Here is a 24,731-nt window from a genome sequence, read left to right on the forward strand (position 1 = left end):
ACCAGGGTTACGAGACATCCCTTAGATGCAGGCTACCGGGTCGCGTCCGAAGATCGTTGCCACTGCTGACGGGCGGGGTGTCGTCGCGCATGCCGGCGCTCGGCTGCTGGGTGACCTGGCTGATGTCACGGGGTTGACCAGCGCGTTCGGTGATGCTCTGGCGCCGCTGCGGGTCCGGCGGGCGGGTCCTGACCCGGGCCGGGTCGCGGTCGATGTGGCGGTGATGCTCGCCGACGGCGGTGAGGCGATCGCGGATCTGGCGGTGCTGCGTGACCAGGCCGGCCTGTTCGGCCCGGTGGCCTCTGATCCGACCGCGTGGCGGGTGTTGTCCGTGCTTGAAGCAGGGCGGGGCACGCGACCAGCGGATCACCAGCGGCTGGTACGACCCCACCAACGGGGTGCACCACCCGTACGACGTCCTCATCGCCGAAGAGCAGAATCTTGCGTGGGACGCCCGGCTGCGCCGCAGCTACAGCAACTGGGTGGTGACCGCGGCGATCCTCTGGGCAGCCATCGGCTTTCTCGCCGGACTTCTCACCGGCGCGACCATCGTCCAAACCCTGCTCAGCTTCGTCATCCCGTCCTTGGCAGCCTTCCAGCTCGCCCACGAGATCTGCGCAGGCCAGCGCCGGGTAGCCGTCGAACGCGAGCGACTATCCAGGCTGGTCCAGTCCGAACTACACGACGCACAACCCGGTCCGATCCAAGACGACCACCGGCGACGACTACGTGAGACCGCCCGGGACATCCAGGACGGCATCTTCCGCACCCGCCTCGATGCAGCCCGGGGTGCCCGAATGGTTCTACCGGCACCACCGCAACACCGATGAACGCGACTTCGCCAGCACCGCCGAAGGTCACCGTCGACGACTGGCAGGCTGACGAGATCCCGCCGGTGCTGACCGGACGCGACAACGATCTGTGTCAGCACGACCGAGACGCCGCGATCGAGCTGCTCCACGGGGGCCTCGCTAGCGAGTGGGGCGGATGCTCGGAAATCGCTCGGTGAGTCATGGGCACGGCTGGGCACCCGTGGTCCGTGCCGGAAGGCGGTGGGCAGCAATGTCCGCGGACGATGATCGCATGCTCGGTGTCTGCTCCGCCGGTCGGAACACCGGCGGCGAACACCGGTTGGCACGGGTGGGCACTCCTGGGCAATCGTCGGTATGCGCTGGCAGGTACGCTGGGCCCTCGCGCCCTCGTAGCTCAGGGGATAGAGCATCGGTTTCCTAAACCGTGTATCTTTCAACGGCACGCTGCTGAACTGCTGTTTCCTGGTTCTGAAGATCAATAATTGGTCACAGAGCGGTACTGCTGTGATCGCTTGCTGAAGATTTGCGGGTGCGGCGTCTAGCCTGCTCAGAGCGCTGATGGCTCGATGAACGATGTCGACCCCGCGGATACCCAGCTCCCGGCACTACGCTGCTGACAGTCCAAAGAGCTCCGGTGATTCCGCCAGATCCTGGCGCCGATCACGCCATCACTGTCGCGGCCTGGGCCGTTCATCCGGTGTCACGGGGGTGTTCCGTCGGGCATTCTGTGCCACATGCTCCTGGTTCTCGCCCAGCCGCCCATGTCGTCGAATCCTGGCTGGACACAGGGGATACCCGTGGCATCGGCGGCCATGGCGCTGCTCGCTTTGCTGGTCGCACTGTCCAACCGCAACACCTCGCGGCGCGCCCTGGCATTATCGATGCAGCAAGAGGAGCGCCGGGCGGCCCGACTGGATGTCACTCTTGCCGACTCGGCATCGTGGCGCCGATCACGTGCCGGCATCCCCATAGCCTGCCAGCTATCCCCGCACGAGACAGCCTCTGGCGGCCGTTCAACAGTTCAAACGTCATTTTCGGGTTCCAGAAAGCCGAATCCCGCGGCCATGTGCTGCAGCGCGTCGCTGACGAGCGTGTCGACCTGTGTCGGCAGCACCGGAGCGGAGGTGACGGCGATCGACATGCAGGGGAGCGAGTTTCGGGTGGGCTCGCCGAGCACCCTCAGGTCGAGCAATTCCTGCAGGTCACGGGCGTGACCGTCGGCCGGTGTGTTCGCATGTTCGGCTTGTAAGTGCAGTTCCGTCACGGTCGGTCCTGCGGGGGCCTGGTCCTGCGGGTTCGCGGTCACAGCGAGCGGAAGGTGGTGATGTGCTGTGGTCCATGCTGCTGCGTAGAAGCGGTGTAGATCGGCGAGCTCAAAGCGGGTGAGCGCTTCGCTCGGTGTCCCGCCTGGCGCCGACAAGGCGGTGACGTCGATGCGGAGGTCAATGAGGGCCAAAATGGTGGGCTGCAAGCCGTCGGGTAGCTGGAACCATGCCCATAGTCCCAGGGCTGTGCGGCCGGACTGGCCCATGAGACGAAGACGGTAGCTAGCGAAGCGTTGGTCGTTGTACCCCTCGTCCTCCGGGGTGCGTTCCCAGGTTCCAATGTCAGCGGACAGGCCTAACCGCCCGGCCAATGCCGTCGCGAGCGCGGGCAGCGGGCCGGCGGTCAAGGCGGCACGCAGACGTTTACGTCCCGCCGTATCGATGGCCCGTTCGGTGTGCTGCCAGAGCAGCCGTGCCGCGCACCGCAAACGCAGGTCCATGCGGTCGCCGGCGGAGGTCCACCGGTCCCGCTCGCGCGTCTCAAAGCTGAAGCGCAGCTGTGGTTGCCAGCGCCATGGTCCGTCGTCGCGGCGAACGAGTTCGCCCGGCCCCCACTGGCCGCCGTCCAAGGTGACCGTGCGAGAAGTGCCATCGATGAACGCGGACGACGCTGACCGAACCGGGTAACCGACATCAGCGAACTGCCCCGGGCTGGTCGTCCGTAACGCGTCCCAGATCGCGGCATCTACGGCAACCGGGTCACGCCCGGCCCGAGCGCAGATCACCGCCTCGGGCTTGGTGGGGCCGCCGCAGAAATGCTGCACCCAGCCGGGACCGTCGTCGTATACCTCACTGGTCGGCTCTCCGAGAATTTTCGGGCCGCCAGCGGCCCGGTAGGCCGCTCGGAACGCCCGTTGGTTGCCCGGCGTCCCCTGACCGACCTCAATAGCGAGCGGGCGGAGGGCATCGTCGATACGGCCCAGCGTGGTGAAGGTCTTCGCAAGCACGTCCGCTGGTGAGATGAGGTGGGAGAAGCTCTGCCGTACCTCGGGGTGGGCGTCGAGGTACATCGACAGCGTGTTGGCCTCCCACAGGGCGAAGTCCTTGAGGCCGAGCCGATCGGCGAAGCCAAGCAGCAGAGCACTCACCCGGTCGATGCCACCAGTGGAAGGCGCACTGGACAGCCGCACGTTAGTGGCGATGATCAAATACTCCGGCCGTCGACCTACACTCACCCGTCGACGGCTCGGGTCAAGCCATGCATTGAGCTCACGGGTGATTTGCTGACAGAGCCATTCGGCGTCCTTACTGCCGGGCCCAACACGGCGATACTTCGCCTGCAACACCCCGTAGCCGTTCCACGGACCGTCCACCCGGGCGTAGGCCAATGGTCCCTCGAAGGTCGCCTCGCGCCCTCCATCGGGACCGTCGCCGAACGCCTGAATACCGGCTCCAAGAACATGGACGGCCAACGCCCGGCACAGGTCCTCAAAGGGACGCTCGCCGAGCCGGCTCAAATCGTGCATCACTCGACCATGATGGGCCTCAAGCGATCAGCGAGCCACAGCACCCTGCCGAGCAGGTTGCCCCGACAGTCGCAGGGTGATGTAGATGATCTCAGTCCCACACCCCGGTGGTGGCTGGGGCGGCGCCGCGATCGCCTCGCACCGTATCGTTGGCAGCGATGTGGATTCGTGAGGTTGATATTCCGGCTGTTCTGGTCAACGAGTTCAGGGCTGGCAACCTGGTGCTGTTCGTTGGCGCCGGCGCCTCGGTCGACCCACCGGCGAGACTGCCGTCGTTCGTGGGCCTTGCCAGGCAGATTGCCGTCGATGCCCGCCAGGACTTCGACGAGGCGGAGTTGCAGGGTCATCCTGACGTACTGCTGGGCCGGATCGAGGACCGGGCCGTTGACGTCCACCACATCATCAAGACGATCATCGGCGATGCCGCGTCGGAGCCGAACGACCTGCACCGGGCGATCGCCCGGCTTGCCGCGTCGGGCTCGCCGGTGCGGATCGTGACCACGAACTATGACCTGCACCTGTCCGCAGCGCTGCGAAACCTGGGCGCAGCTTTCACCGAGTACCGTGGCCCGGCCGTGCCGATGGGCGACGACTTCGACGGCATCGTGTACCTGCACGGCGACCTGACCCAGGAGTCCAGGCATCTCATCGCAACCGAGGGGGACCTCGGGCGCGCCTACCTGACCGACGCCTGGGCGGCACGGTTCGTCGAGCGTATGTTCGCCAGGTACACGGTGCTCTTCATCGGCTACAGCCACAACGACACGGTCATGCGGCTGATCGCCCGAGGCATCGGCGGCGCGAGACGGCGGCGTTACGCGCTCACACATGACGCGGACCGCGACGTCTGGAAGACGTACCGCGTTGTTCCGATCAGGTACGAAGTCGTCGGAGACTCGCACGCGGCGCTGGCCGACTCGCTGAACGGCTGGGCGGAACTGACGTCCATGGGCCTGAATGACCATCGGCAGCGGATCGCCCAGCTGGTGGGGGCACCGCCGTCGTTAGTGCCCGAGGAGGACTCGTACCTCGAAGACGTTCTCAGTGACGTGGACCGTGTGAGGTTCTTCGCCGAGCTCGCCGATCCTCCGGGGTGGTTGTCGTGGGCCGCCCGGCGCTCGCAGTTTCAGGCAATGTTCCGTGCGGACGCCCCGCACGATCCTTGCACCGTCGTGCTCGCCGATTGGTTCGTCGAGCGATTCGTCATGGAGGAGACGCGAACGGAGGAGGCCCTGGCGGTCCTGCACGACGGCGGCGGCCTGCCTGCGCCGGTGCTATGCGAGGCCCTGGGACGGCACCTGCACCGCCGATCCGGACCGCGGCCCTCCTGGCTTGGTCCGTGGCTCGTGGTGCTGATCCAGCACGCCGGCGACGAGGACACGCACTGGCTCGAGTACGCGCTGCTGAAGTGCGGCTCACCTGCGGATCGGGCGGTGGCCCTGCTGCTGTTCGACAGCCTGACGCAACCCCGTCTCCGGCAACGTGCCTGGGCCTCCGGCGGGAAACCATCGTTCGAGATCACCCTGCGTGGCTCCGTGGACCACCTGGACGAGGCTTGGACAGAGGTCTTCCGGCCGATCCTCGCCGAGGCGGCCGCCGCAATCCTGGCGATCGCGGACCGCCAGCTACGACGAATCTCGGAGCTACTAACCGTCTCCGGGGCGGCACGACCCGGCTGGGATTCCGTGTCGTTCAGCCGATACAAGATCGAGCGTGATGCTGGCGACGAGATCCGCCAGTCCGTGGACGCGCTCATCGACGCCGCCCGAGACTGCGTTGAGGCTCTGCTGGCGGCCGGTGGGCCCTCCGGTCCGGGCTACCTCGACACCTGGACCGCCTCCGGCGTGCCGATCCTGCACCGGCTCGCCCTGCACGGCTGGACCCATCGCACCGACATCGACGCGACGGCCAAGCTCGCCTGGCTGCGCACGACGGGCTGGCTCTTCGAACACCAACTGCGGCCCGAGGTGTACCACCTGATCGCACACGCGCTGCCCGACGCTCTGGCCGCCGAGGCGGATGCGCTGGTGGCCGACATCCGGACCCTGCCGGTCACCGGCCGCGACGACGAGCACGTCGCCTACCTGCGCTTCAACGCCCTGACCTGGCTGGTGCGATCGGCACCCGCCCTGACGTCGGCGCGGGCCGCGCTCGAGGAACTCCAGGCCGCCTATCCACGATTCCAGGCGCGCGAAGATCCCGAACTCCTACGCTCGCGGATCGAGGTCAGGACCCTTCCGGAGCAGCCGCCGATGACCGTCGATGAACTGCACGAGCGGATCACGGCGAACCCGGCAGCCGCAGTCGCGGAACTGCGGCGATACGAGCACGTGCAGCTTCCGTTTGACGGCCCTGACTGGAACGATGCGCTGCGCGTGCTCACGGCCACTATTCACGACCACCCCAGCGACGGATTCGCCGTTTTGGCGGTCGCCGAGCCACCCATCGACATCATCTCCGCAGTGATTGACGGCTGGTCGGCGGCACCGCTGAACCGGGCGACCGCCGTCGCCGTGGTGCAGCGCATTCTTGACCTGGAACTCGAAGCGGTGGCCGACAGCGTCGCCCGGCTACTGGTCGGCAGCATTGTCGACGCCGCTAACGCAACCAAGTGGCATCTGCTTCCGGAGGCGCGAAAACTAGCCGAGCTCCTGTGGGACGCGCTCGGGCCGGTTGATCCGCCCGACGGCGGACGCGACTGGTTCACGCTGGCGATCAACCGGCCAGCCGGGCAGCTCGCGCAGTTCTGGGGCCGGGCGGTCTCGGCCGACTGGGCCGCCGCCGGTGACGCCTGGGACGGTCTGCCGCCAGAACTCCGGCGCCCGCTCGAAGCCATGCTGAGCGGACCGGAAGGGCCCACCTGGCTGGCTCAGCCCGTTCTGACCGGCCAACTGGCGTTCCTCTTTGGTGCCGACCGCCCCTGGTGCACGCAGTTCCTGCTTCCGCTGATGGCCTGGGCCGCAGACGGGGATAAGGACCGTCCGGTGCGCACCTGGACCGGTTACCTCGCAACCGGTCGCATCACCGACGACCTGTTCGAGGCAGGACTTCGCAACGCCTACCTCGACGCTGTCAACCAGGCCGCTCGGCTGCCGGACGACCTACGCCGCGCCCTGCCGGCACACCTCGCCGCGATCGCCGTATACGGCTCGACCGATCCGCTCACGTGGGTGGAGGAGTTCACCGCCCGGGCCGAAGAAGGACAGCGGATCCTATGGATGAGCGAGGTGGCGGACACGCTCGGCAACCTAGCGCCGGACGTCGTCGAGCAGCAGTGGCAGCGGTGGATGCAGCGCTACTGGCAGCGTCGCCTCAACAGCGTGCCCACGGCGCTGACGTTCGGGGAGGCCTCGGCGCTCGCGACCTGGATCCCGTGGCTGACGGACTCACTGGCGGTCGGCGTCGATCTGGCAACGAGACACCGGGCCGGCCTCACCGAACACCACACCCTCGACGATTGGACCGACGAACGCCTCACGCAGGCGCCGGCCCTGTTCGCCCGGCTCCTCGCCCACCTGCTGACCGGCACGACGCCGCCGATCTGGGACGATGTCCCCCGAGTGGCGCTGGCGGTCAAGGACGAGGCGGAACCAGCAACCTTCGGCGTCATCCGCGACCAGGCATTACGCCTCGGCTTCTCCAGCGCCGCCGACTGGTGAACGGCAGGGGTCACGGAGCGTGCTGCAAGTCGTGCGACCGGATCGGCGTGAGCCCTGCCCGGTTAACCAGCAGCCGCAACCGCTGAGTGGTTGACGCGGCGGCGGTGGCGACGCCGGCGACCGACATCGAAGGCCGGATCGATGGACGTGGCCCGGCGAGAACAACTAGCTCGACTCCGGTGAGAGTGGCGTCGCGTCGAATGTGAGACAGGGTCAAAGCGCAATAGGCCCCAACGGCGCCCTCCCAGCTCCTCGCCAGCATGTACGCCGCTCGCGGCGTCGGCCCGGCCCCAACCAAAACGGGTCGAAGCGTTGCTGTCTGCCGTCCGATGCCCGGGTGCGTGCGGAACGCTGACTCAGATGGGCACCAGGCCGAACAGCAGCACCTCCATGCTGCGCTTGTCGAGTGCGATGGCGCGGCGGCCGGCGGGGATCCGGACACGAGACGACGACGTCACCGGCCAAGCAGACCACATCGTGCCCGCTGAAGCCGATCATGCTTTCGCCCAACGCAACAGACCGCTTCGAAGCCATCGGTCGTTCTGGTCATTTACCCATCCGCACTGACCGGATACGTTCGGTGCTCGCAGTCTGTTTGGAGGTGTTCGTGGAGGTCCTCAGCTTCACGGAACGCATGTTCGTAAAGACCATGTTCCGCGATCGGATGGCGGACCTGAACGGATCAGCGTTCGAGGACTTCTTCATCCGCATCATGACCGCCCGCTACGCCGACTTCGTCGAGGTTCGGACCCACGGGAACATCGGCGATCTCTCGTCGGACGGCCTGCGCCTTCACGACGGTAAGTTGTACGCCTGCTACGCGCCAGAGACCTTCGACGCGGACAGCGCCCGCGACGTGAAGAAGAAGTTCACCGGTGACCTGACCGGCGCGCTGGCCAAACGAGCGGGCGAGTTCCAGACGTTCGTTTTTGTCTACAACGACCCGCGGCGCGGACTGCACCCCGAGATCACCCAACTGCTGGCGCAAGCGCGGCGCGGTCACGCCCCGTTGGCGTTCGAAACCCTAGGGCCACGTCAGCTGCTTGGCGAGCTATTTCGGCTGGTGAAGTATCAGATCGAAGAGGTCTTCGGCGCCCCCATCCCGGTGGAGGACGTCGTCTACGGCGTGGGCTTAGAGGACCTCAAGCCCCTCCTGGACCATCTCGTCGAACGCCGGCGACAAGCCAACGGACAGCAGTCGCCGCGGGAAGTATCTGCGCTGAAGATGGACTACAACCAGCTCGACGAGGATGATCGAGAGATGCTCCGTCGCGGGATGCTCCACACCCACCTCGTCGAGGAGTATTACCAGGGGCTCACGGACGTCACCGAGCGAGACGAGGTGGCAGCCGACTTCAACGCCTACTACCGTGAAATCGCGACGGTCTACTCGACAGCCGCCGACGTCATCTACGAGCTCGAAAAGTACGTAGCGGGCAACCGCCACCTCGACCGCGCGAGTGCGAGAGCCCTCTCCGTTATCTTGGCCTACTTCTTCGAGACCTGCGACATCCTCGCGGAGCCGCCAACCGGTTGGACTCCGCCAGCCCGGGAACCTGCGCTAACATGATCATCCCGACCAAGGGCATCACGCCACAGCGTTCGCTCATCGCCGTGGGTGCCCAGATCCTAGAGATCATGGACGGGCCGCTCACGGTGAGCCAGGCATGGGCGAGACTGCGGCAATGGCGTCGCAACCATGATCACCACGCCCCGGTACCTTTCTGGTGGTTTGTGCTAGCTCTTGACCTATTGTATGCCCTCGGAGTTGTCGAGCTGGACAACGAACTCCTGGTCAGGAGGAGGGCAGATGCTGCGGCACTTGAGCGCCGATGATCCACGCTTCAAGGCCCTGACATTCCATCCTGGCCTCAACATCCTGGTCGCGGATACCACCGGCGCTTCGGCCGAGACCGACAGCCGGAACAGCGCCGGCAAGTCCAGCATGATCGAACTTCTGCACTTCCTGCTGGGCGGCAGCGCGGACAAGAACTCATTGCCGGCTCACCCGAAGCTTCGGCAGACAACGTTCGCCTTGAACCTGGACTGGCCCGGCCTGCCCGAAGGGCTCACCGTCGAGCGCACGGGAGCAAGCGCTGGCACCATCCGCCTACGGCCTCTGCCTGCAGGAGTTGGCTCAGACCAACTTGACCTCGGCGACGGCCAGGTCACGCTGCCCGAGTGGCAGACACTGATCGAACGGGATCTTTTCAACCTTCCGGTCGAACACCCGGGCATCACCGGCCGTAGCCTCTTTAGCTTCCTCATGCGAAGAGTCGGATCGCACGCCTTCAACGAGGCCACCCGCAGCTTCGCCCGCCAGGCGAACGCTGAAGCGGCCACGTCGCTGGCATACCTACTCGGACTGGACTGGCGGCTTGCCGATCGCTACCGCGAGCTACAAGCCCGCGAAGCCGTCAGCAAGCAGCTCCGTAAAGCCGCCTCCGATCCGGTTCTTGGACGAATCATCGGTCAGACCGCGGAGCTCCGAGGCCAGATCGCCATTGCGGAACACCGTGTCGTGGAGATCCAACGACGGATTGAGAACTTCCGGGTGGTCCCGGAGTACGACAACCTCCGCGCCCAAGCCGACCAGACCGACCAGCGAATCCGCCAGCTCCGCAACGACGACGTCATCGACCGGCGCAACCTCGCCGACCTCGAACGGGCCGTCGACGAAACCGTAGATCCCGACCTCGCCTACCTCGAAACGGCCTACGCAGAACTCGGCGTGGTGCTCGGCGACCAGGTCCGTCGAAGTTTCGACGACGTACGGGCGTTCCACGGATCCGTTGTCCGCAACCGGCGCCAGTACCTGGACGAAGAGGCCTTGGCGATCAGATCACGTCTCCAGCAACGCGAGGCCGAGCGAGAACAACTCGGTCACCGACTCGCTGCAACCTTGCGCACTCTCAACGAAGGTGGCGCACTCGACGCGCTGACCACCCTTCAACAGATCCTGGCCCAGGAGCAGGCACATCTCGGAGCTCTCCGGCACCGCTTCGACGCCGCACAGGCGCTCGAATCAAACCGTCGTGAGATCAAGCAACAGCGCGTCGGTCTCCAACAGGAGATGGAGACCGACATCGAAGAGCGGCGGCCCATCGTCAACGATGCGGTCGTCCTGTTCGCCCAGTACGCCCAAGCCCTCTATGGCGCCAACCGCGAGGCGTACCTCCGTATCGGTCCAGGCGAAACCAGCCTGAAGATCGAGACGCATATCGCGAGCGACAACAGCGGCGGCATCGGCAACATGGTCATCTTCTGCTTCGACCTGACCGTCGCCGTCCTAGCGCACAGAAACGGGCGAGCACCGGACTTCTTCGTCCACGACAGCCACCTCTATGACGGCGTCGACGAACGCCAGCTCGCCCGCGCCCTCACCCTCGCAGCCGAGGTGAGTCGTCAGGAGGGGCTCCAGTACATCGTCACGCTGAACTCCGACGAACTTGACAAAGCCGTTCGCCGCGGCTTCGACCCGGCCGGCCATGTCCTCGAACAAAGGCTCACCGACAGCTTTGATGAAGGTGGACTTTTCGGCTTCCGATTCTGAAACAAAATCTAAGGATGAAGGTTAGGGGTTCGAGTCTCTTCGGGCGTCGACTGACCCACCCTCCACCACTGAGGCGACGGCACCTCGCCGTGCCCCCGACGGTTATCGGCAGAATCAACCAGGGGCAGGGCGGGCCTGACCCCGGCCCGCTTCGTTGAGCAGGCCATGACGGATGTGCACCACCTGCCGGACAACCCAGAGCAGTACCACGGGGTGCTGGGACGGGTCATGTCGGCCCTGCGCGAAACCAGCGCGCTCAACGGCGCCACCCATCTCGACTGGTGGCCCGGCAACGGCGGCCGAACCTGGGAGATCGAGTGGCAGGGCGGCCCCTCCCCGGCCGAGGTCGCCGCGCGGTTGCTGGGGGCGCCGGAGCCCGGCGTCGGCGACGACCAGGTTGAGCACGCGGTGCGCGGCCTGATCTCGCCCTGCGGAGGCGAGAACGAGCGGGCGCACCTGGTCGTGCTCGACGTGCCGGTGAACCTGCGCGCAATCGACCCGATCGGTGCCAGCCAGGTCTGGGTAACCTCACCCTGACGCAGGGGTAGGGGAGTCGACTACCAGCTGTGTCACCGGTGCCGGATCGGCTGGGTCGAGCAGCCGCACACCCTGTCGGCCTACCGCCGCCGCGGCCTAGCCGCCGCCGGCCTCGCGGCCCTGCGCAGGGAAAACCCCGGCTACCTGTGGCACACGCTTGGCGGGCACATGGACGGCTCGCCGGCGTTCTGGGACACCATCGGCGCCGACGTCCCGGGCGGCTACCGGCCCCGCCGGGTGTGTGTGAGCACGTCATCGCCGGCGGCTGATCGGCCAGGACGTCAAACGGCGGGCCCGGGTGCGGTGATGGTGGGATGGACACCCTGTCCCTGCCCGCCGCCGGCTACGCACCGCGGTCATCACAGATGGGCGTGCCGCCGATGCCCGTCACCCCCCGCTGGTGGTGCGACCTATCCGGCGGGCGTCAGCGGATGATCATGAAGAATCTGTGCACCCGTTCGTCTCTACCGCTGACCGCACCAGGCGCACGCCGGGACGTCACGCTGACTGGACGCGGGCGCTAATCACGGCATCCAGGAGCGTGACCCGCAGCTGCGCCGGTGCGGGTCATCGCAGCCCTCTGGGGCCGTCCGTAGTTTCCGGCCCGGAAATAACGCTAGCGCTGGTCACTCGCAGTACAGGACGCCCAGGCGGTGGACGGGGGAGCGGTCCAGCGAGCCACGGTTGCGGTCGTAGCGGCGGGTGGTGCGCGGGTCGGCGTGGCCGAGAAAGTCCTGCACTTCGCGCAGCGGCGCCCCGTCATCGAGCGCGGCGGTGGCGGCGGAGTGCCGCAGGCTGTGTGGACTGATTTGCTCGGCGGCGGGCAGGTCGGCGGCGCGGGCGAGGCGGCGGACGGTGGCGAACACCGCCGCCTGCGTCAGTGGCTTCTCACGGTCGTGATCGGTGACCGGGCCGGTAGTCCGGATGGTGCGCAACAGCAGCCCGGATACCGGGACTCTGGCGAGGTCGGCCGCCGTCTTGCCGGCGATCTTGTCGAACTCCTTGCCCCGGGCGGCTGCGATCATCCGCTCGGCCCGATATCGAGCTTCCGCCGCGGTGTGACCGTGCCGTTGGAGCTTTGCGACGATCTCGGGCTGCATGTCGATGTAGCCCTGCTCGGCGGCGGCTCGGTCAGCGGCGCGTCGGCGCTCGGTAAGCATCGGGTCGAGCAGGCGCAGCAGAGCGGGTGGCAGCGGCAGCTGGCGGCGCCGGCCGCCCTTGCCATGGATGACGACGCTGCGGTGCCCAGCGTCGTGGCGCAGGTCCTCGCACCGCAGCGCGAGCGCTTCTCCGACACGCAGGCCGAGGTGGACGAGCAGCCCGAGCAGCAGCCGGTCCCGTTCGGCGACGTCGACCAGCCAGGCGGTTACAGCCGTCTTGCGGCGGGTCCGAATGTCCACCACGTCGTCGGCGGCGCGCAGCAGGGCCCGCACCTCGACCACGGTGAGACCGACAGTGGGGGAGAAGTCCCGATCGAGCGGCTCCCGGTCGATCGCGGTGACCGGGTTACGGGTGACCATTTCGGCGTCAACGAGGTAGCCGTACCAGGAGGACAGGGTGGCCAGGCGCCGGTTGATGGTGGCCGGGCTGGGCGGCGGGCTGCCGGCGCGCAGCGCGGTGAGGTAGCCGTCCAGGTCCGGCCGGCTCGCCCGCAGAGGGTCCCGGGCGAGGTCGTCGAGCCAGAACAGGAAGTGCGCTAGGTCGGCGTAGTACGCGCGGCGGGTGTGCGGCGAGCGGCGCGAGCGCAGCCACGCCACCGTCACCGTGACGAAGTTCCGCCGCTCGCTGGTCCGGGCGGGAGGGAGCGGCAGGTCCTCAACGCAGAGGTCGATGATCTCGGGTTCGGTCCACGCATCCGCCGGGGGCACCCGGAAGGGCGGGTCGGACGGTGGCGACGCGGCCGGGATCAGGGCACCGGCGCCGGGGCCGAGCCCTGCCGAGCGCGGGCGGACGCGAGAGGAGTTGGCGGTGGGCCTGCTCACGTTGAGCATAGTAGGCCGACAGCACGTGATAAGGGTGATTATCACGTGCTGTCGTAGGGCGCGGCGACTCTCAACCGCGACGTCCGTTCGGGCGTGCAACGAGATGAGAAGGAGCCGCCGATGACCTCGCCCGCCACCACCCCCACGGGCAACACGCGCCCGCTGTGGACCGCCCTGATCGTGCTGACCGCCGCGCTCGTCGCCACGGCGGCCGGACTGCTGTCGGTCGCCGGCGGCGTCCCCGTTCCCCTGGCCATCATCGCCGGCGGCGGTGCCTTCGGCGGCACCGTAGCTCTGCTACTCGCCGTCGCCCACTTCCTCACCAGTGACCGGGGGTAGAGGGCTGCTGCTCACCCGGGTTCGCTGGTGTCGTTTCGTGCCGAGGACGACGCTGGCGTTAGCGCCAAACCCCCTTTCGGTCTTCCTCCACCCCTGCTCTGAGGGAGTGATGCGCTGAGGTGCCGTACCATCTGAAGGTGACCGTGGAGTGGGGGCGGCTGACGCCGACGCTGCGGGCAGGGGAGTGGACCTGCCTCACGCACGGGCGCACCCGTCCGGCCGCCGGCGGCGTCTTTCCCCGCCTGTCCACGCTGCAACGCGCCGGCCCACCTGGTGCGAGTTGACAGGTCCGGCACGCGTCAGTTCGTTGCGCCAGCGCCCGCCCACTGCTCCGAACCTGACCAGCACTCCCTCGGCCCGGGAAAGGTGATGGCGGGGTGGATGCCCTGCCCCTGTCCGGTGCCGAAGACACACCGGGGCCACCATAGATGGACGTGCAGGCGATGTCCGCCGACGACCTGCTATCCGCCGATCACTTCGACGAACGGGCGACCGGGACCACGTCACGGCAGAATTCCGGCGGGAACGCTTCGGCATGACAGCGTAGGTCTGGCCAAGATCTTCGGCGGTCTGTAACACGTTCATTCGACAGGCCCGCAGGTGCGGTTTCCGCTATGACGTCAGGATGTATGGCTGTGGAGGAGGGTTCGCGACGGTCTGCTCAGACCGTCCTATCTCCGTGGAACCCGTCGACGCCATGACCCTCTGCTGTGCTGGCTAACACCCTCGACGCCCCCAGTTCCCGTGGCCGCGTGGCGCACCAGGTCGAGGATGCTGTCGCGGTAGGCATCCGCGAGCTGGACGAGGGGGTGAGGCGTCGGGGAGGCGTCCTCCTCAACTGGGATAGTGCTCCCACTGTCGTCAGGCTGTGCGCTGTCATCCTTCCCGGCGGCCGGGCCGGGCTCGCCTTGCGTAAGGCGACGCCTCAGCCGCGAAATTTCCGGCTCCCTTCGATGGAGAAGGCGGTCGAGGCGTCGTGGCGCGCTGGCGGCGCGGGTCAGCAGTGTCGCCTCGTCGGGCGTCAGGCGATCGCCATAGGTTAGAAGCCAGCCCTCCTCGACACCGTCGCCGTCGCCGGCGACGAGGTCGGCGAGTACGGCGAGAACGTGGTGATGGAGGTCCTGCAACCGGCTCAGGGCACTAGCGCGGAACCAGCCGGGGTCCTCGAGATCGGGTAGGTCCTCGAGGAGGTGGACAATCGCGGCGGCGCGAGACGGCGGCCATCCGCCCGGCCACGCCGACCGGTGCTCCCACAGGTCGAGGATCGCGGCGCGGGCCTCGGCGGCGCGGACGTTGGCGTCGGGATCGCCGGCGGCGCGGGCACGGTCGGCTGCGTCGAGGAGCCCGGCAGTGTGGTGGGCCAGCCAGCGGGTGAGGGTGTCGTTGGTTCGGGCGTCGCCGAGTTCGGCGAGGATGCGCTCGCCGAGTGCGGTGACCGGGTCAGCGGACGGTGACCCCTCCGGCGGCGTCAACGAGGTAGATGCGGCTTCGGGCTGGCCGGTACTCGTCGGTGTCGACTTTGCGCCGGTGTCGTCCAATCTGGACCTCCGCGATCAGGTTGGTGTCGGTGTCCGTCAGGTAGCGCAGGAGCGCGGCGCGATCGACCCGGACGCGGTATCCAGACGAGGTGACGACTTCCTGGTCGTCCGTCCGGGGATCGGCCCACTGCTCGGCGCCAGCGACGACGGTTCCGTCTGGGGCTAGCAGGACGAGGCCGGTCGGGTCGGGAGTGACCCCGGCGGCCTCGCGGAACCGGCGCCCGGGCAGCGGACGGATCGCGCGCAGTCCGTGTGCATAGGGGTCGTGCTCGTCAAGGGAATCGGGCGTGTGATTGGAGCGGCTGAGCCACCCGCGCAGGACGAACTGGCCGTGGTTGACCTCGAACTCATCCTCGCCCTCGTCCGGCAGTTTGAAGTCTCTTGGGTGCGAAGCAGCGGCCAGCGCCCGCTGTAGATCGGCGGCGTGGTCCGTGGCGACCAGGGCAGACGAGATGTAGGTGTCCCCATACGCGCCGGACCGAGAGATGTTGGTGCTCGCGGCCACGATCACCGACTCGGCAAGGCGGCCGTCGACTAGCCCGAGGGCACGGTCGTAGTCGTCGGGGTCTGGATCGTCCCACTCGTCGAGGGGAGGGAGGTGACCGAACAACTCCGCTTCGACCGGGACGGCGCTGCGGAGGTCGGCGAGCCACGTGGAGGTGGAAGCAGGAAGGGCCTCCTGCAGCCAGTCCCGCCACGGATCCGGCCGGTCCTCCCACTCCGAGCTGACCAGGATGGCCTGCCCTGCATCGACGAGTTCGCCCGCCGCGGCCAGCATCGCGTGGTACTCGAGATACAGGCGGAGGTTCTCCTCCGGGGGATGGACCCGTGGTCGTTGTGCACCCGTCGCCAGGACCGCTCGTCTCGCAGTTCGCGGGCGTCGGTAATCCAGTCGTCCTCGCCGAGTCCCCACCTGTCGAGGATCCACCGCTCGGCGCGCTCGGCAACCGCGTCGACCGGTACGCCGAACAACCTGGCGAGCGGTGCATACCAGTACGGGATCGTGTCCATCTGGTCAAAGCGGTAGCGCCGGTCGTCGGAGACGCGGCCGTCGTCTCCTCGGTAGGAGTGCTGCTGGTCCGACGCGCGTACCACCGGCTGGTTCGCGCCGAGGAGTTCCTCCGGCACCGCAGCGAGACGGGTGGTGACGGCTAGGGCGGCCGCGCGGGCGAGCTCACGGATCTGGGCATGCGGCAGCTCGCGGCTAGTCGCGAGCCGGATCATCGTCTCGGCATGAGGCGCGAGGAGGTCCGGCCTGTCGGAGGCGACGCGCGCCAGCGCAGCGAGCAGCGCGGCGACGGCGGACAGCCGGTAGAAGTGCAATCCCCGGTCCCGATAGGGGCCGGCATCGGCGAGATCCAGGCAGCGGACCAACCCGGCGGCGAGGCTGGCAGCCCGAACCGGGTCGGCACGTGTCAGCAGGTCGCGGACGGAGTGTGCTGCACGCCAGCGGATCTCGCGGCGGGGATGCCCGAAGGCGCTCCACAGCAGCATGGGAAGCAGTCCCGGCTCCGGGCCACCCACGACGGCGCTGGCGGGTTTCGCCGCAGCCCCCGAGGTGCGATCGGCGAGTAGCCCGACGAGGGCCTCCGCGGCGTCGTCCGGACGGCACAACCGGCCGAGGAGCGCGGCGATGTTCTGCCAGCCGTGGGCGGTCAGCCGCGGCCGTGACTCCGGCAGCGCCCCGAGGACAGCGCGGCGGATCGCATCGTCGTTGGCGAGCGCCCGAAGCTGCTCGACCAGTGTCGCTGGGTCGTCCCGCCACGCCAGGTCGGTGAGGTGTCGGGCGAGCAGGCCGGGCAGCTCCGCCCTCGCCCACTCGCTGACGCCGGGCCACTCGCGCCAACGTCCGACGAAGTCGGCGAGCAATGGCAGCACCGTGTCGGCCGCCTGGCGGCCCGAAAGGGCGGCGAGGGCGGCGAGCGCGTCCGGCCGCTGCGCGGTTGGAGTGGACTGCAGAACCGCGGACACGAAGGACCGCAGCAGCTCGCCGTAGACGTGGGCGTCCTCGAGGACTGTCACGTCCTCGAGGAGTGTCGTCCAGCTCCGCGTCTCCGGGGCATCCAGTAGCGCCTGCGCCGCAGGCGAGGGGTCACCGCCGAACCACTGACGGCTCCCGGCATGTTGGGGCATCTGGTCGTTCGGGAGCGCGAGCGCGTGGACCGAGTTCAGCTCGGCCCGCACCGTGGCGTCGAGGCCACGGTCCGTCGCCGCGTCGAGCAGCCGGCGGGCGAGCGGAGGCTGGAAGCGTGCCGGGACGTGGTGGCGTATCCACCGCGCAGCTCGTACCAGCGCGAGCCGCGCCGCAGCCGTGCTGGCGGCGCCAGGCTGTATCCGCTCGATGAGGGCCAGCTGCAAGTTCAGCCGTGCCCCATCTTCGTCGACGAGGTGGTCGAGCGCGAGGGCCTCATCGGCCGTGACGCCGCCGCCGTCGACCGCTCCGAACAGTGCCGTGGGCAGCGTCGACGCCACGCGCACTCGGGCTTCGTCGTCCCAGCGGCTCACCGCGGCGAGCCCGACCGCCGCGTCGAGGCGAGCGGCGGCGCCGGCGACCTCCCTGTATGGCACGACCTCGGGATCGGTGACGTGCGGGGCCAGGTCCTCGGCCGCGCGCACGAGCCGTGCGGCGATCTGCGCCCGGTCGTCCGGCGCGAGCGTGGCCCGGTGCGCGAGGTCCGCGTATACGGAGAGCAGCCGCGCGGCGTCGTCATTGATGCCCGTAGCGGCGTCGACGGCGTGGACGAAGAGCTGCCGGCCGAGCGCCGGCGCGATCCTTCCGGCGATGTCGGCAGCGCGGGCCAGTAGGTCCAGCCGGTCGGGTGCCGGATAAGCGCCGGTTCGGGCCGCCGTGGCCGCCCGCATGCACAGCTCGGCGGCTCGATCCATATGGGTAGCCCGTGCGGCGAGCACCTCGGCGAGGTCCAGCCACAGCTCCGGCGCGCCGTCGCGGAGCAGCTTCGGGGGGGCGTCCGCGAGCCGGTCCAGTACGTCGGCCGGCGCACCGGCGTCCGCGGCGGCTTCCGCGGCGAGCGGCGCCCAGGCGCGGAACGACAGGTCGTACTTGAACCACCGGTGTCCGGCCGCGTCGAGCCGCACGGCGAGTACGCCGTCGATCTCAGCGACCACGGAGTCGCGGACATCGTCGCCCGCGGCGGCCTGCGCCGCTAGGACGGCGACTGCACTCAGGGAGCGGACCGTCCGGATCCATTCGCCCCGCTCGCGCCCCTGCGGATCGTCGGAGTGTCCGTCCCTCGCCTCGCGGGGCTGCAGTGAGGCCGGGACCAGCGCATCGACGTCGAGGTCGACTCCAGTGAGGGCCGCCGCAACAGCGTGGCAGCGCAGGGCCGCGGCCCCATCCGAGTTCCGGTTGCCGAACGCCCAGGAGTGGGAGGGCAGGTCACGGGCCCAGTGCCGCGCGAGGGCCGCCGCTGACTCTCGGCGGCCGTGGCGGACGACCACCTCGAGCAGGCAGACCTGCCATGGCTGAGCCTCCCCAGGATCCGAGGTCAGCAGCGCCGCGACGACGGTCTCGATCCAGTCCGGGGCCGGGCGGACGGTCGGGGACGCCGCGTAGGCCAGGAACGGCGCCTGCGCGACTGCGGGAATACCGGGTGCGCGAAGCGCCTCCCGCACCGCTTCGGGGCTGACCTCGCCGGCGATGCGGGCGGCGAGCGCGGCCGCAGCATTCAGCGCGAGCTTCGCCGGCCGCCACCGGCGCAACCACGCAATCGCCGCGTCGACCCCATCGAGTCGGTAGTAAGCCTCGGCCGCGCAGGCCACGTCGTCCGCCTCGACATCCCAGTGGCGGGTCTCATCCTCGCGGCCGGCCATCCACCGGCGCAGCCACGCGTCGGCGCTCTCCAGCGCCTCGCGAGCGGCGGCGCGCCGCTCGGGGTCCCTCGCCAGCGCCGCTGCGAGCCGCATGTGGATGGGCCCGAGCCACGCGTCGCGGCTCTGCTTAAGTGCGTAAGCCCGCAGCAGGTCGACGTCCGCGTACCGCGCCACCAGGTCGAGCCGGGAGTCGACCAGCCGGGAGAGGGTGTCCAGCCGGGAAGCGGTGGCGCAGGCCCTGACCGCGATCCTGACCGCGGCCGCAGCGTCATCTGTTGCCGCGGCCGCCCGCACGCCGAGGTCCAGTCGGCGGCCCTGCACCTGCTCTCGCCGAAATCCGTCCGCGATCCCTCGGGGGGAGTCCTCATCAAGGACCAGCCGCAGCAGCTCGTCGTGGCGGCCTGCGGCGAACAGATGGTCGGCCACGTGTGCGGCCGCGTCCGCGTCCGCCGTGCGCGTGGCGAGGAACAGGTCGGCGAGCCGACCGTGCGCCGCGACGATGCTGCCCGGATCGACCTGGTCGCGCACGTACGTCTCGAAGTCCTCGTCGCGGAACTGGATCGCGCCCTCGACCACCTCCACACCAGGGGTCAAGCCATCGGCGAAAGCGGACACGGCCGTCGCGTCGACACCGAGGGCCTCGGCGAGGGTTCCCGTGCTCACCGGGCGGGCCAGGGCCAGCATCAGCGCCAGCCACCGCTGCCCGTCGGCGTCGGTGCCGCTGCCCTTCAGCGCCGAACCCACGAGGTCACCGAACAGCGGCTCCGGTGTCCGACGACACGCCCCGAGCAACGCCGGTATGTCCCAGTCGTTCGAGGCCGCCTGCTCCAGCACGTAGAACTGCACCCGGGGGTTCCCCCCGGTGCGTTCATGGAACGCGGCGGCGTCCGTCTCCGACGCCTGAGGCCGATGCCGGCGCAGGTGTGCGACCGAGGTCGCGACGTCGAACGGGACCACCTGCACCCTGGGGGCACCCGCCGCCCCGGTGATGTCGACGCGGTGGCTACGGACCGTGAGTATGACGGCGACCCGTGGGGGCAGCGGCAGCCCGACGAGGCCCGGCAGGAAGCTCGCGTCGCCCCGCTCGGTCGCGGCCACGGCCGCGTTGTCCGCCGCGTCCACTGCCAGGACGAGGATCGCGCCAGGGTCGAGCGTGTCGACCGCCCGGGTCAGCGTCCGGGACGCATGCCGCCACAGGTCGGCGTCCAGCACAGGCGGGTGCAAGAGCAGCGGCGTCCCGCACCGCTGCGCCAGCTCGTTAACCACCTGCATCACGAAGCGTTGCGGGGTGTGTCTTTCCTCCCCGGAACCGAGGTACTCGCCGCCGCCGTAGCAGTCGTACAGCAGCACCGTCGACCCGGCGGGCAGGTGATCGGCCACCTGCCGCAGCGCCGTCGTCTTCCCGGCGCCGGCGGGGCCGTGCGCGACGACGATCCCCCCGAGGTGCGCAAAAGCGGCTTCCGCAATCGCGGGGGCGCCGGGCGCGGGCAGCGGGTCTGGCAGGTCCGCAAACCGAGCTGGCGCGGGGTAGAGGTCGAGTCGGTCAGCTACGTCCAGCACGGCAAGTACGTCGGCTGCGGTGATCCCTTTTCGGCGCGACTCAGGGAGTGCCTGCTGCCGTACGAGTTCGAACAGGCGCCGAGCGGAGTCTGGGCCGCGCCCCGGGGAGAGTTCGGCGGCACCGGCTCGGACGCTGCGGGCCAGGGCTGCCCGATCGAGGGCGCCGGCCTGCGAGAGATCGAGCACTGTGAGGAAGTCGCAGAAGGCGGCGCTGGTCAGCCGCTGGCCGACGGCGTCGGCGAGGTCTTGAATAACCTTCGACTCGTGGCCAGGGAGCGCGCTGAGCATGGCGGCGCGCCGCGCAGCCGCTCCCTTCCCGCGGGCCCACGCGGCAGCGGCGGCGATGCTGCCCTCCAGCAAGGGGTCCGCCGGCTGGTTGCTGACGAGACGGATCTGCACCTTTTGGAGCACCAAGTCTCGGCCGCCGTCGGCCACCAGCTGCTTGTACGTGTCCGCCAGGTCCGCGATCACCGACCTCGTCTTCTCTGCGGACTCATCCTTGCGGCGACGGCTCCGCTTCCGGCAGATCTGCGCTGCGGTCCAGGCCCGGTTGGGGTGTCGAGTGCTGTACTTCAGCTGCGAGATCAGGAGCGTCGTGGCGCTGCTGAAGTCCGCACCTCCGATGTACTCGGCGACGTCGACGATCTCGTACTCGTCGTCAGGGTCGTCGATCTGAGCGAGTCCCTCGACCACGAGGAGCCGGCTCTCCGTCCCGGGCTCGATGAGCGCGAGCGCTCGGCTCGCGGCCCACCAGAAGTGGAAGTCGTCCCCGGCGTTGGACTCCGGCGCGCCCACCCTTCGTCTACCTCCCGAGGCCCGCGGCGCCCCGGATGGCGCCGCACGCCCACGGTAGTTCACCTGCTGGCGAGATGGTACTGACGACCAGCCCCTCACCTCGGTCGTCGCTGGCAGGACCGTCGCGGCACTCGGCCGGATTTACGGCGCCTACAGGCGTGGACACCATAGTGACCCTTATGGACTCAAGCTCGAGGGGAGGCCCGCCGCTGGGATGCGGCGCGCTTTTGGGACAGACCCTCACCGGATAGTCGACCTCTCGAAGATCAGGTGAGCTCGTCGCGTGGAGGCTCGGCTAGAGATTCTCGACCTCCATCGGCTTGGGGCGAAGGACGCAGTCAGAAGCCGGTCTTGAGTATCCGAGGCCCGCCGGATTTCGGGGCGTGGATAACGGCTGTGCGCGGAACGCGGATCGTCAGGTCCGTTCTGTCGGCCAACGCCGACAGGTCGACGCCCTCGGCGAACTTACCGGACACGACGACGTAGCGCAGCGACAGGAGCTTGCGCAGCTCCGCAAAGGTGGTCATCTCGGCGGTGCACCAGATGGATTCCAGGTGTGGCAGGTGGGCGAGAGCCCCGAGGTTATCGGCACGCGAGGTCTGCAGGTCGAGGAACTTCAGTCGCTCCAGGCCCGCAAGCTGGGCAAGATCAATGCTCTCGAACTCGCGCAGACTCAGCTCACTTAGATGGTCTGCCCAGCGCGTGAGGTGATGGAGATGATCGGCGACGCGGCACCCAGTGATGCCGATATGTTTCGGTGAGCTAAGGAAGTAGAGCGGGCTGAGATTTGAGAGGTCTTCGATGTGCCCGATGCCCAATAGGTCCAGGTCGGTAAGCGGAGAGAGATCTGACAAGGCGTCGACTGTGTCGAGGTAGTCGAGTCGGAGCTTGCGGAGTCGTTGGCACCGAGCGAGCGCCGCTGTGTTACTGACCCGGCCACTCCACAGGCGCAGTACTTCGAGCGACGTTGCCGCCGGCAGCGGGGACAGGTCCCGCGGTGACTCCTCGGGGCTACGCCACCCGAAGATATCGAGTTCGACGAGGCCTGTACCGGCGAGCGGACTGAGATCGGCGATGGAGCCGTCTTGGGTGCTCAGGGTGGTCAGTCGGGGGAGCCCTGACATGAAGCTAAGGCCTGAGGGACTCTGACGATACGAGCAGTAGAGTGACGTCAGGTTAGACAAGCGGCGCAGTGTTGGAGCTTGATTGGGGTCGTCAATCTCCAGGTAGCCGTCCTTCAACGGTAGGTCAGCCAAGACCTTCTGTGCGTATTCGTCGGCATCGAAGCGGTGCCACGCACGCAAGAGTTCGCGACGCACCACCTTGCGGGTGTCGTGGCCGAAACGGGCCAGCAGAGCAAGTCCTGCGGGGTCGGCGATCTCGGCGGCGGCGCGAATGGTGGCGGCAGCCTCGTCTGCGCTCTTGGGTTGGGACCGTGCCAGTAGGTCGAGGGTGAACGTACCGGTACGGGACAGGAGTCGGGCTGCGGCCATAGTCTTGGGCGGTAGTAGGTCGGCAGTGACCTTCTTCAGGCTCTGCCGAAGATGCGGTGGAAGCTCGGGCGAGGTTTCCAGACAAGCCACGGCGACGAGCCGCAGCGCATGGCTGGTCACGGAGGACTGTTCGTTGTCGCTGCGGATCCAGGAGCCCTTGGAGCAGTTCGCTGCGTTGGGTGACGGACGCGTGACCTGCCGCCATGACAACGACCTCGCTCCAGAAGTCGGTGTAGGCGTGGGAAACGAGGGCCCCGATGTCGTCGGTGGCGACGGCTTCGGCAGCGGCGAGGTACTCCTGGAACGAGCGGTGCACGAAGTCCATCTCGCCTTCGACGGCTTCACGTAGCAGTCCGCTGCGCTCGAGCAGGAGCCTATATACCTCGTCCGCTGATGAGCCTATTTGCGTCATCGATTTGAGCTTCGTAGCGATGCGCGAACGGATCCGCTCGGCCGGTGCCGAGGAGCGTTCGTTGCGGATCAGCCAGTACGCGATGTCGCGCAACAGAAGTGTCTTGTCTGTCCGGCTGAGGCCCGGCGTGCCAACGCGACGTTCGCTGTCGCGCCGCTCGAGCAGCATGTGCAGGGCTACTTCGTAGATCTCCATGCGGCTGCGGGGCAGGTCCCCGCGGCGATCTCGATGTAGGGCGCACAGTAGGGCGCAGAGCAGCGGGTAAGACGCCATCTGCCGAAGGTGACGTTGCTCGGTCAGGGAACCGGCAAGACGCCCCTCGTAGTAGGTCAGCTCGGCGTGGTCATCTCGACGGGTGGTCTGGTGCCGCATTGCTTCATGCCAGCGTGCGATGAAGACCGCTATGTCGGTACGGCTCATCGGCTCAAGCTCGGCGACGTCGAAGGCCTCCCGTCCGAGCCATTCGGCTGGGGCGGCGGCCGGTCGTGAAGTGACGACGAACTGGGCAAGCGGGAATGCCGCGACGAGGTCTCGTAGCCAGCGACGGGCCTCCAGGCGGCGGCTCTCGGCCAACTCGTCAACGCCATCGATGAGCACGACGGCACGCCCGGACCGCAGCTGTTCATGTACCCAGCCGGGCGGTTTCTCTGCGGAGATATGCCGGCCCACCTCGGAGAGGAAGTCCTCGGGCGCGGGCAGATCGACGCTGGCATGCCGGCGCAGCGGCACGAAGAATGGAACGCACTCGTTCCAGTCGCGTAGCTGCTCTCCGAAGGTCCTCCGGGCACTGTTTACGGCAATCCATTGCAGCAACGTCGTCTTGCCAAGTCCTGCTTGTCCGCGGACGAACAGACGTCGGCTGGCCGCTAGCACGTCGTCGACGCGAGCCGTGGCCGGACCGGCCGACGGCTGCCCGTCGTGCGTGACGACCCGTTGCGCAGTGGTCCTCTGTAGCCGCAACTCGCCGCTCACGCTCAGATTGAGGTAGGCAACAGAGAGGGGATAGTGACGGCTGGATTCGCTGACGGTGGCACCATAGAACTCGATGGTGTCCATGCGGTTAGCCACTAGTTGCCGGTAGTCCCGTTCGAAGTCGGAGACACCGCGACGAGCCGGCAGCCGCTCCAGTACCGCGCGGACGTCCTCGAGGACCTGCCGTTCACGGCGAAGCAGCTCCGCGAACGCCACGGAGCCCGCCCCCATGGGCAGCGCGTGAATCATCTCGATGATGTAGGCGCTGCACTCCCGCAGCAGCAAGTCGTACAGCGCCGTACCGGCCGCGGATAGACCCGAGCGCACGACTCGTTCTTCATCGCAGCGGCGCAGGTGCCGGTCTAAGGGATGTCTCGTAACCCTGGCGTCTGTCTGTTGAGGACGATCGGGCAGGATGCCGGGGGTGCAGGTGATCACGGCAGTTAGCCCGGAGTGG

At 68.2% G+C, this 24,731-nt stretch carries 15 protein-coding genes and 1 pseudogene; 9 read left to right on the forward strand and 7 right to left on the reverse strand.

The genetic code is table 11. The features are described 5' to 3' along the window. Window positions 1-25: 25 nt before the first annotated feature. Together ACFYPS_RS28435 and ACFYPS_RS28440 are read left to right on the forward strand one after the other, a co-directional pair. A pseudogene (locus ACFYPS_RS28435) lies at window positions 26-340 on the forward strand (IS1380 family transposase); the annotation flags it as partial. Further along, a complete protein-coding gene (locus ACFYPS_RS28440; protein ID WP_387328360.1) occupies window positions 270-830 on the forward strand; it encodes an S-4TM family putative pore-forming effector in 561 nt (186 codons plus the stop codon). The pseudogene ACFYPS_RS28435 and the gene ACFYPS_RS28440, both read left to right, overlap by 71 nt. A 1,003-nt stretch (window positions 831-1,833) precedes the next feature. On the opposite strand, the gene ACFYPS_RS28445 is transcribed toward ACFYPS_RS28440, so the two are convergent. After that, entirely contained in the window at window positions 1,834-3,606 is a 1,773-nt protein-coding gene (locus ACFYPS_RS28445; protein WP_387328362.1) for a hypothetical protein, read from the reverse strand. Window positions 3,607-3,761: 155 nt separating this feature from the next. Between ACFYPS_RS28445 and ACFYPS_RS28450 the strand changes: the two genes are divergently transcribed. From ACFYPS_RS28450 to ACFYPS_RS28470, 5 genes are all read left to right on the forward strand, one after another. Then, entirely contained in the window at window positions 3,762-7,262 is a 3,501-nt protein-coding gene (locus ACFYPS_RS28450; RefSeq protein WP_387328415.1) for an SIR2 family protein, read from the forward strand. Between the two features lie 607 nt (window positions 7,263-7,869). Beyond that, a complete protein-coding gene (locus ACFYPS_RS28455) occupies window positions 7,870-8,832 on the forward strand; it encodes an ABC-three component system protein (protein WP_387328365.1) in 963 nt (320 codons plus the stop codon). After that, the gene (locus ACFYPS_RS28460) at window positions 8,829-9,098 is read left to right on the forward strand and encodes an ABC-three component system middle component 6 (RefSeq protein WP_112583820.1); all 270 of its coding nucleotides are present in this window, start codon (window positions 8,829-8,831) and stop codon (window positions 9,096-9,098) included. The genes ACFYPS_RS28455 and ACFYPS_RS28460 overlap by 4 nt, the downstream gene beginning before the upstream one ends. After that, window positions 9,073-10,815, forward strand: coding sequence for an ABC-three component system protein (locus ACFYPS_RS28465; protein WP_387328368.1), 1,743 nt, complete (start codon window positions 9,073-9,075; stop codon window positions 10,813-10,815). Before ACFYPS_RS28460 ends, ACFYPS_RS28465 begins: the two co-directional genes overlap by 26 nt. Window positions 10,816-10,980: 165 nt before the next feature. Continuing rightward, the gene (locus ACFYPS_RS28470) at window positions 10,981-11,352 is read left to right on the forward strand and encodes a hypothetical protein (protein ID WP_387328371.1); all 372 of its coding nucleotides are present in this window, start codon (window positions 10,981-10,983) and stop codon (window positions 11,350-11,352) included. 626 nt (window positions 11,353-11,978) lie between these two features. On the opposite strand, the gene ACFYPS_RS28475 is transcribed toward ACFYPS_RS28470, so the two are convergent. Then, entirely contained in the window at window positions 11,979-13,334 is a 1,356-nt protein-coding gene (locus tag ACFYPS_RS28475; protein WP_387328374.1) for a tyrosine-type recombinase/integrase, read from the reverse strand. 120 nt (window positions 13,335-13,454) lie between these two features. Between ACFYPS_RS28475 and ACFYPS_RS28480 the strand changes: the two genes are divergently transcribed. Next, the gene (locus ACFYPS_RS28480; RefSeq protein WP_371409370.1) at window positions 13,455-13,673 is read left to right on the forward strand and encodes a hypothetical protein; all 219 of its coding nucleotides are present in this window, start codon (window positions 13,455-13,457) and stop codon (window positions 13,671-13,673) included. 137 nt (window positions 13,674-13,810) lie between these two features. Next, a complete protein-coding gene (locus ACFYPS_RS28485; RefSeq protein WP_387328377.1) occupies window positions 13,811-13,957 on the forward strand; it encodes a hypothetical protein in 147 nt (48 codons plus the stop codon). Window positions 13,958-14,344: 387 nt separating this feature from the next. On the opposite strand, the gene ACFYPS_RS28490 is transcribed toward ACFYPS_RS28485, so the two are convergent. From ACFYPS_RS28490 to ACFYPS_RS28510, 5 genes are all read right to left on the reverse strand, one after another. After that, window positions 14,345-15,145, reverse strand: coding sequence for a hypothetical protein (locus ACFYPS_RS28490; RefSeq protein WP_387328380.1), 801 nt, complete (start codon window positions 15,143-15,145; stop codon window positions 14,345-14,347). Beyond that, a complete protein-coding gene (locus ACFYPS_RS28495) occupies window positions 15,114-15,716 on the reverse strand; it encodes a hypothetical protein (protein ID WP_387328383.1) in 603 nt (200 codons plus the stop codon). The genes ACFYPS_RS28490 and ACFYPS_RS28495 overlap by 32 nt, the downstream gene beginning before the upstream one ends. Before the next feature lie 29 nt (window positions 15,717-15,745). Then, window positions 15,746-21,460, reverse strand: a complete 5,715-nt coding sequence (locus ACFYPS_RS28500) for a hypothetical protein (protein ID WP_387328386.1) — start codon at window positions 21,458-21,460, stop codon at window positions 15,746-15,748. Between the two features lie 275 nt (window positions 21,461-21,735). Beyond that, complete coding sequence (locus ACFYPS_RS28505) at window positions 21,736-22,716, reverse strand: hypothetical protein (RefSeq protein WP_387328389.1); 981 nt, start codon at window positions 22,714-22,716, stop codon at window positions 21,736-21,738. After that, window positions 22,646-24,731 (reverse strand): NACHT domain-containing protein (locus tag ACFYPS_RS28510; RefSeq protein ID WP_387328392.1); only part of this gene is annotated, 2,086 nt, incomplete at its 5' end. The genes ACFYPS_RS28505 and ACFYPS_RS28510, both read right to left, overlap by 71 nt.

Source organism: Micromonospora sp. NPDC005087 (genome assembly GCF_042872965.1).
GTDB lineage: Bacteria > Actinomycetota > Actinomycetes > Mycobacteriales > Micromonosporaceae > Micromonospora.

Bases quoted from the DNA above. Each gene is read 5' to 3' on its own strand.
- ACFYPS_RS28450 (WP_387328415.1), top strand. From the start codon at position 3,762: ATGTGGATTCGTGAGGTTGATATTCCGGCTGTTCTGGTCAACGAGTTC.
- ACFYPS_RS28470 (WP_387328371.1), top strand. From the start codon at position 10,981: ATGACGGATGTGCACCACCTGCCGGACAACCCAGAGCAGTACCACGGG.
- ACFYPS_RS28465 (WP_387328368.1), top strand. From the start codon at position 9,073: ATGCTGCGGCACTTGAGCGCCGATGATCCACGCTTCAAGGCCCTGACA.
- ACFYPS_RS28460 (WP_112583820.1), top strand. From the start codon at position 8,829: ATGATCATCCCGACCAAGGGCATCACGCCACAGCGTTCGCTCATCGCC.
- ACFYPS_RS28480 (WP_371409370.1), top strand. From the start codon at position 13,455: ATGACCTCGCCCGCCACCACCCCCACGGGCAACACGCGCCCGCTGTGG.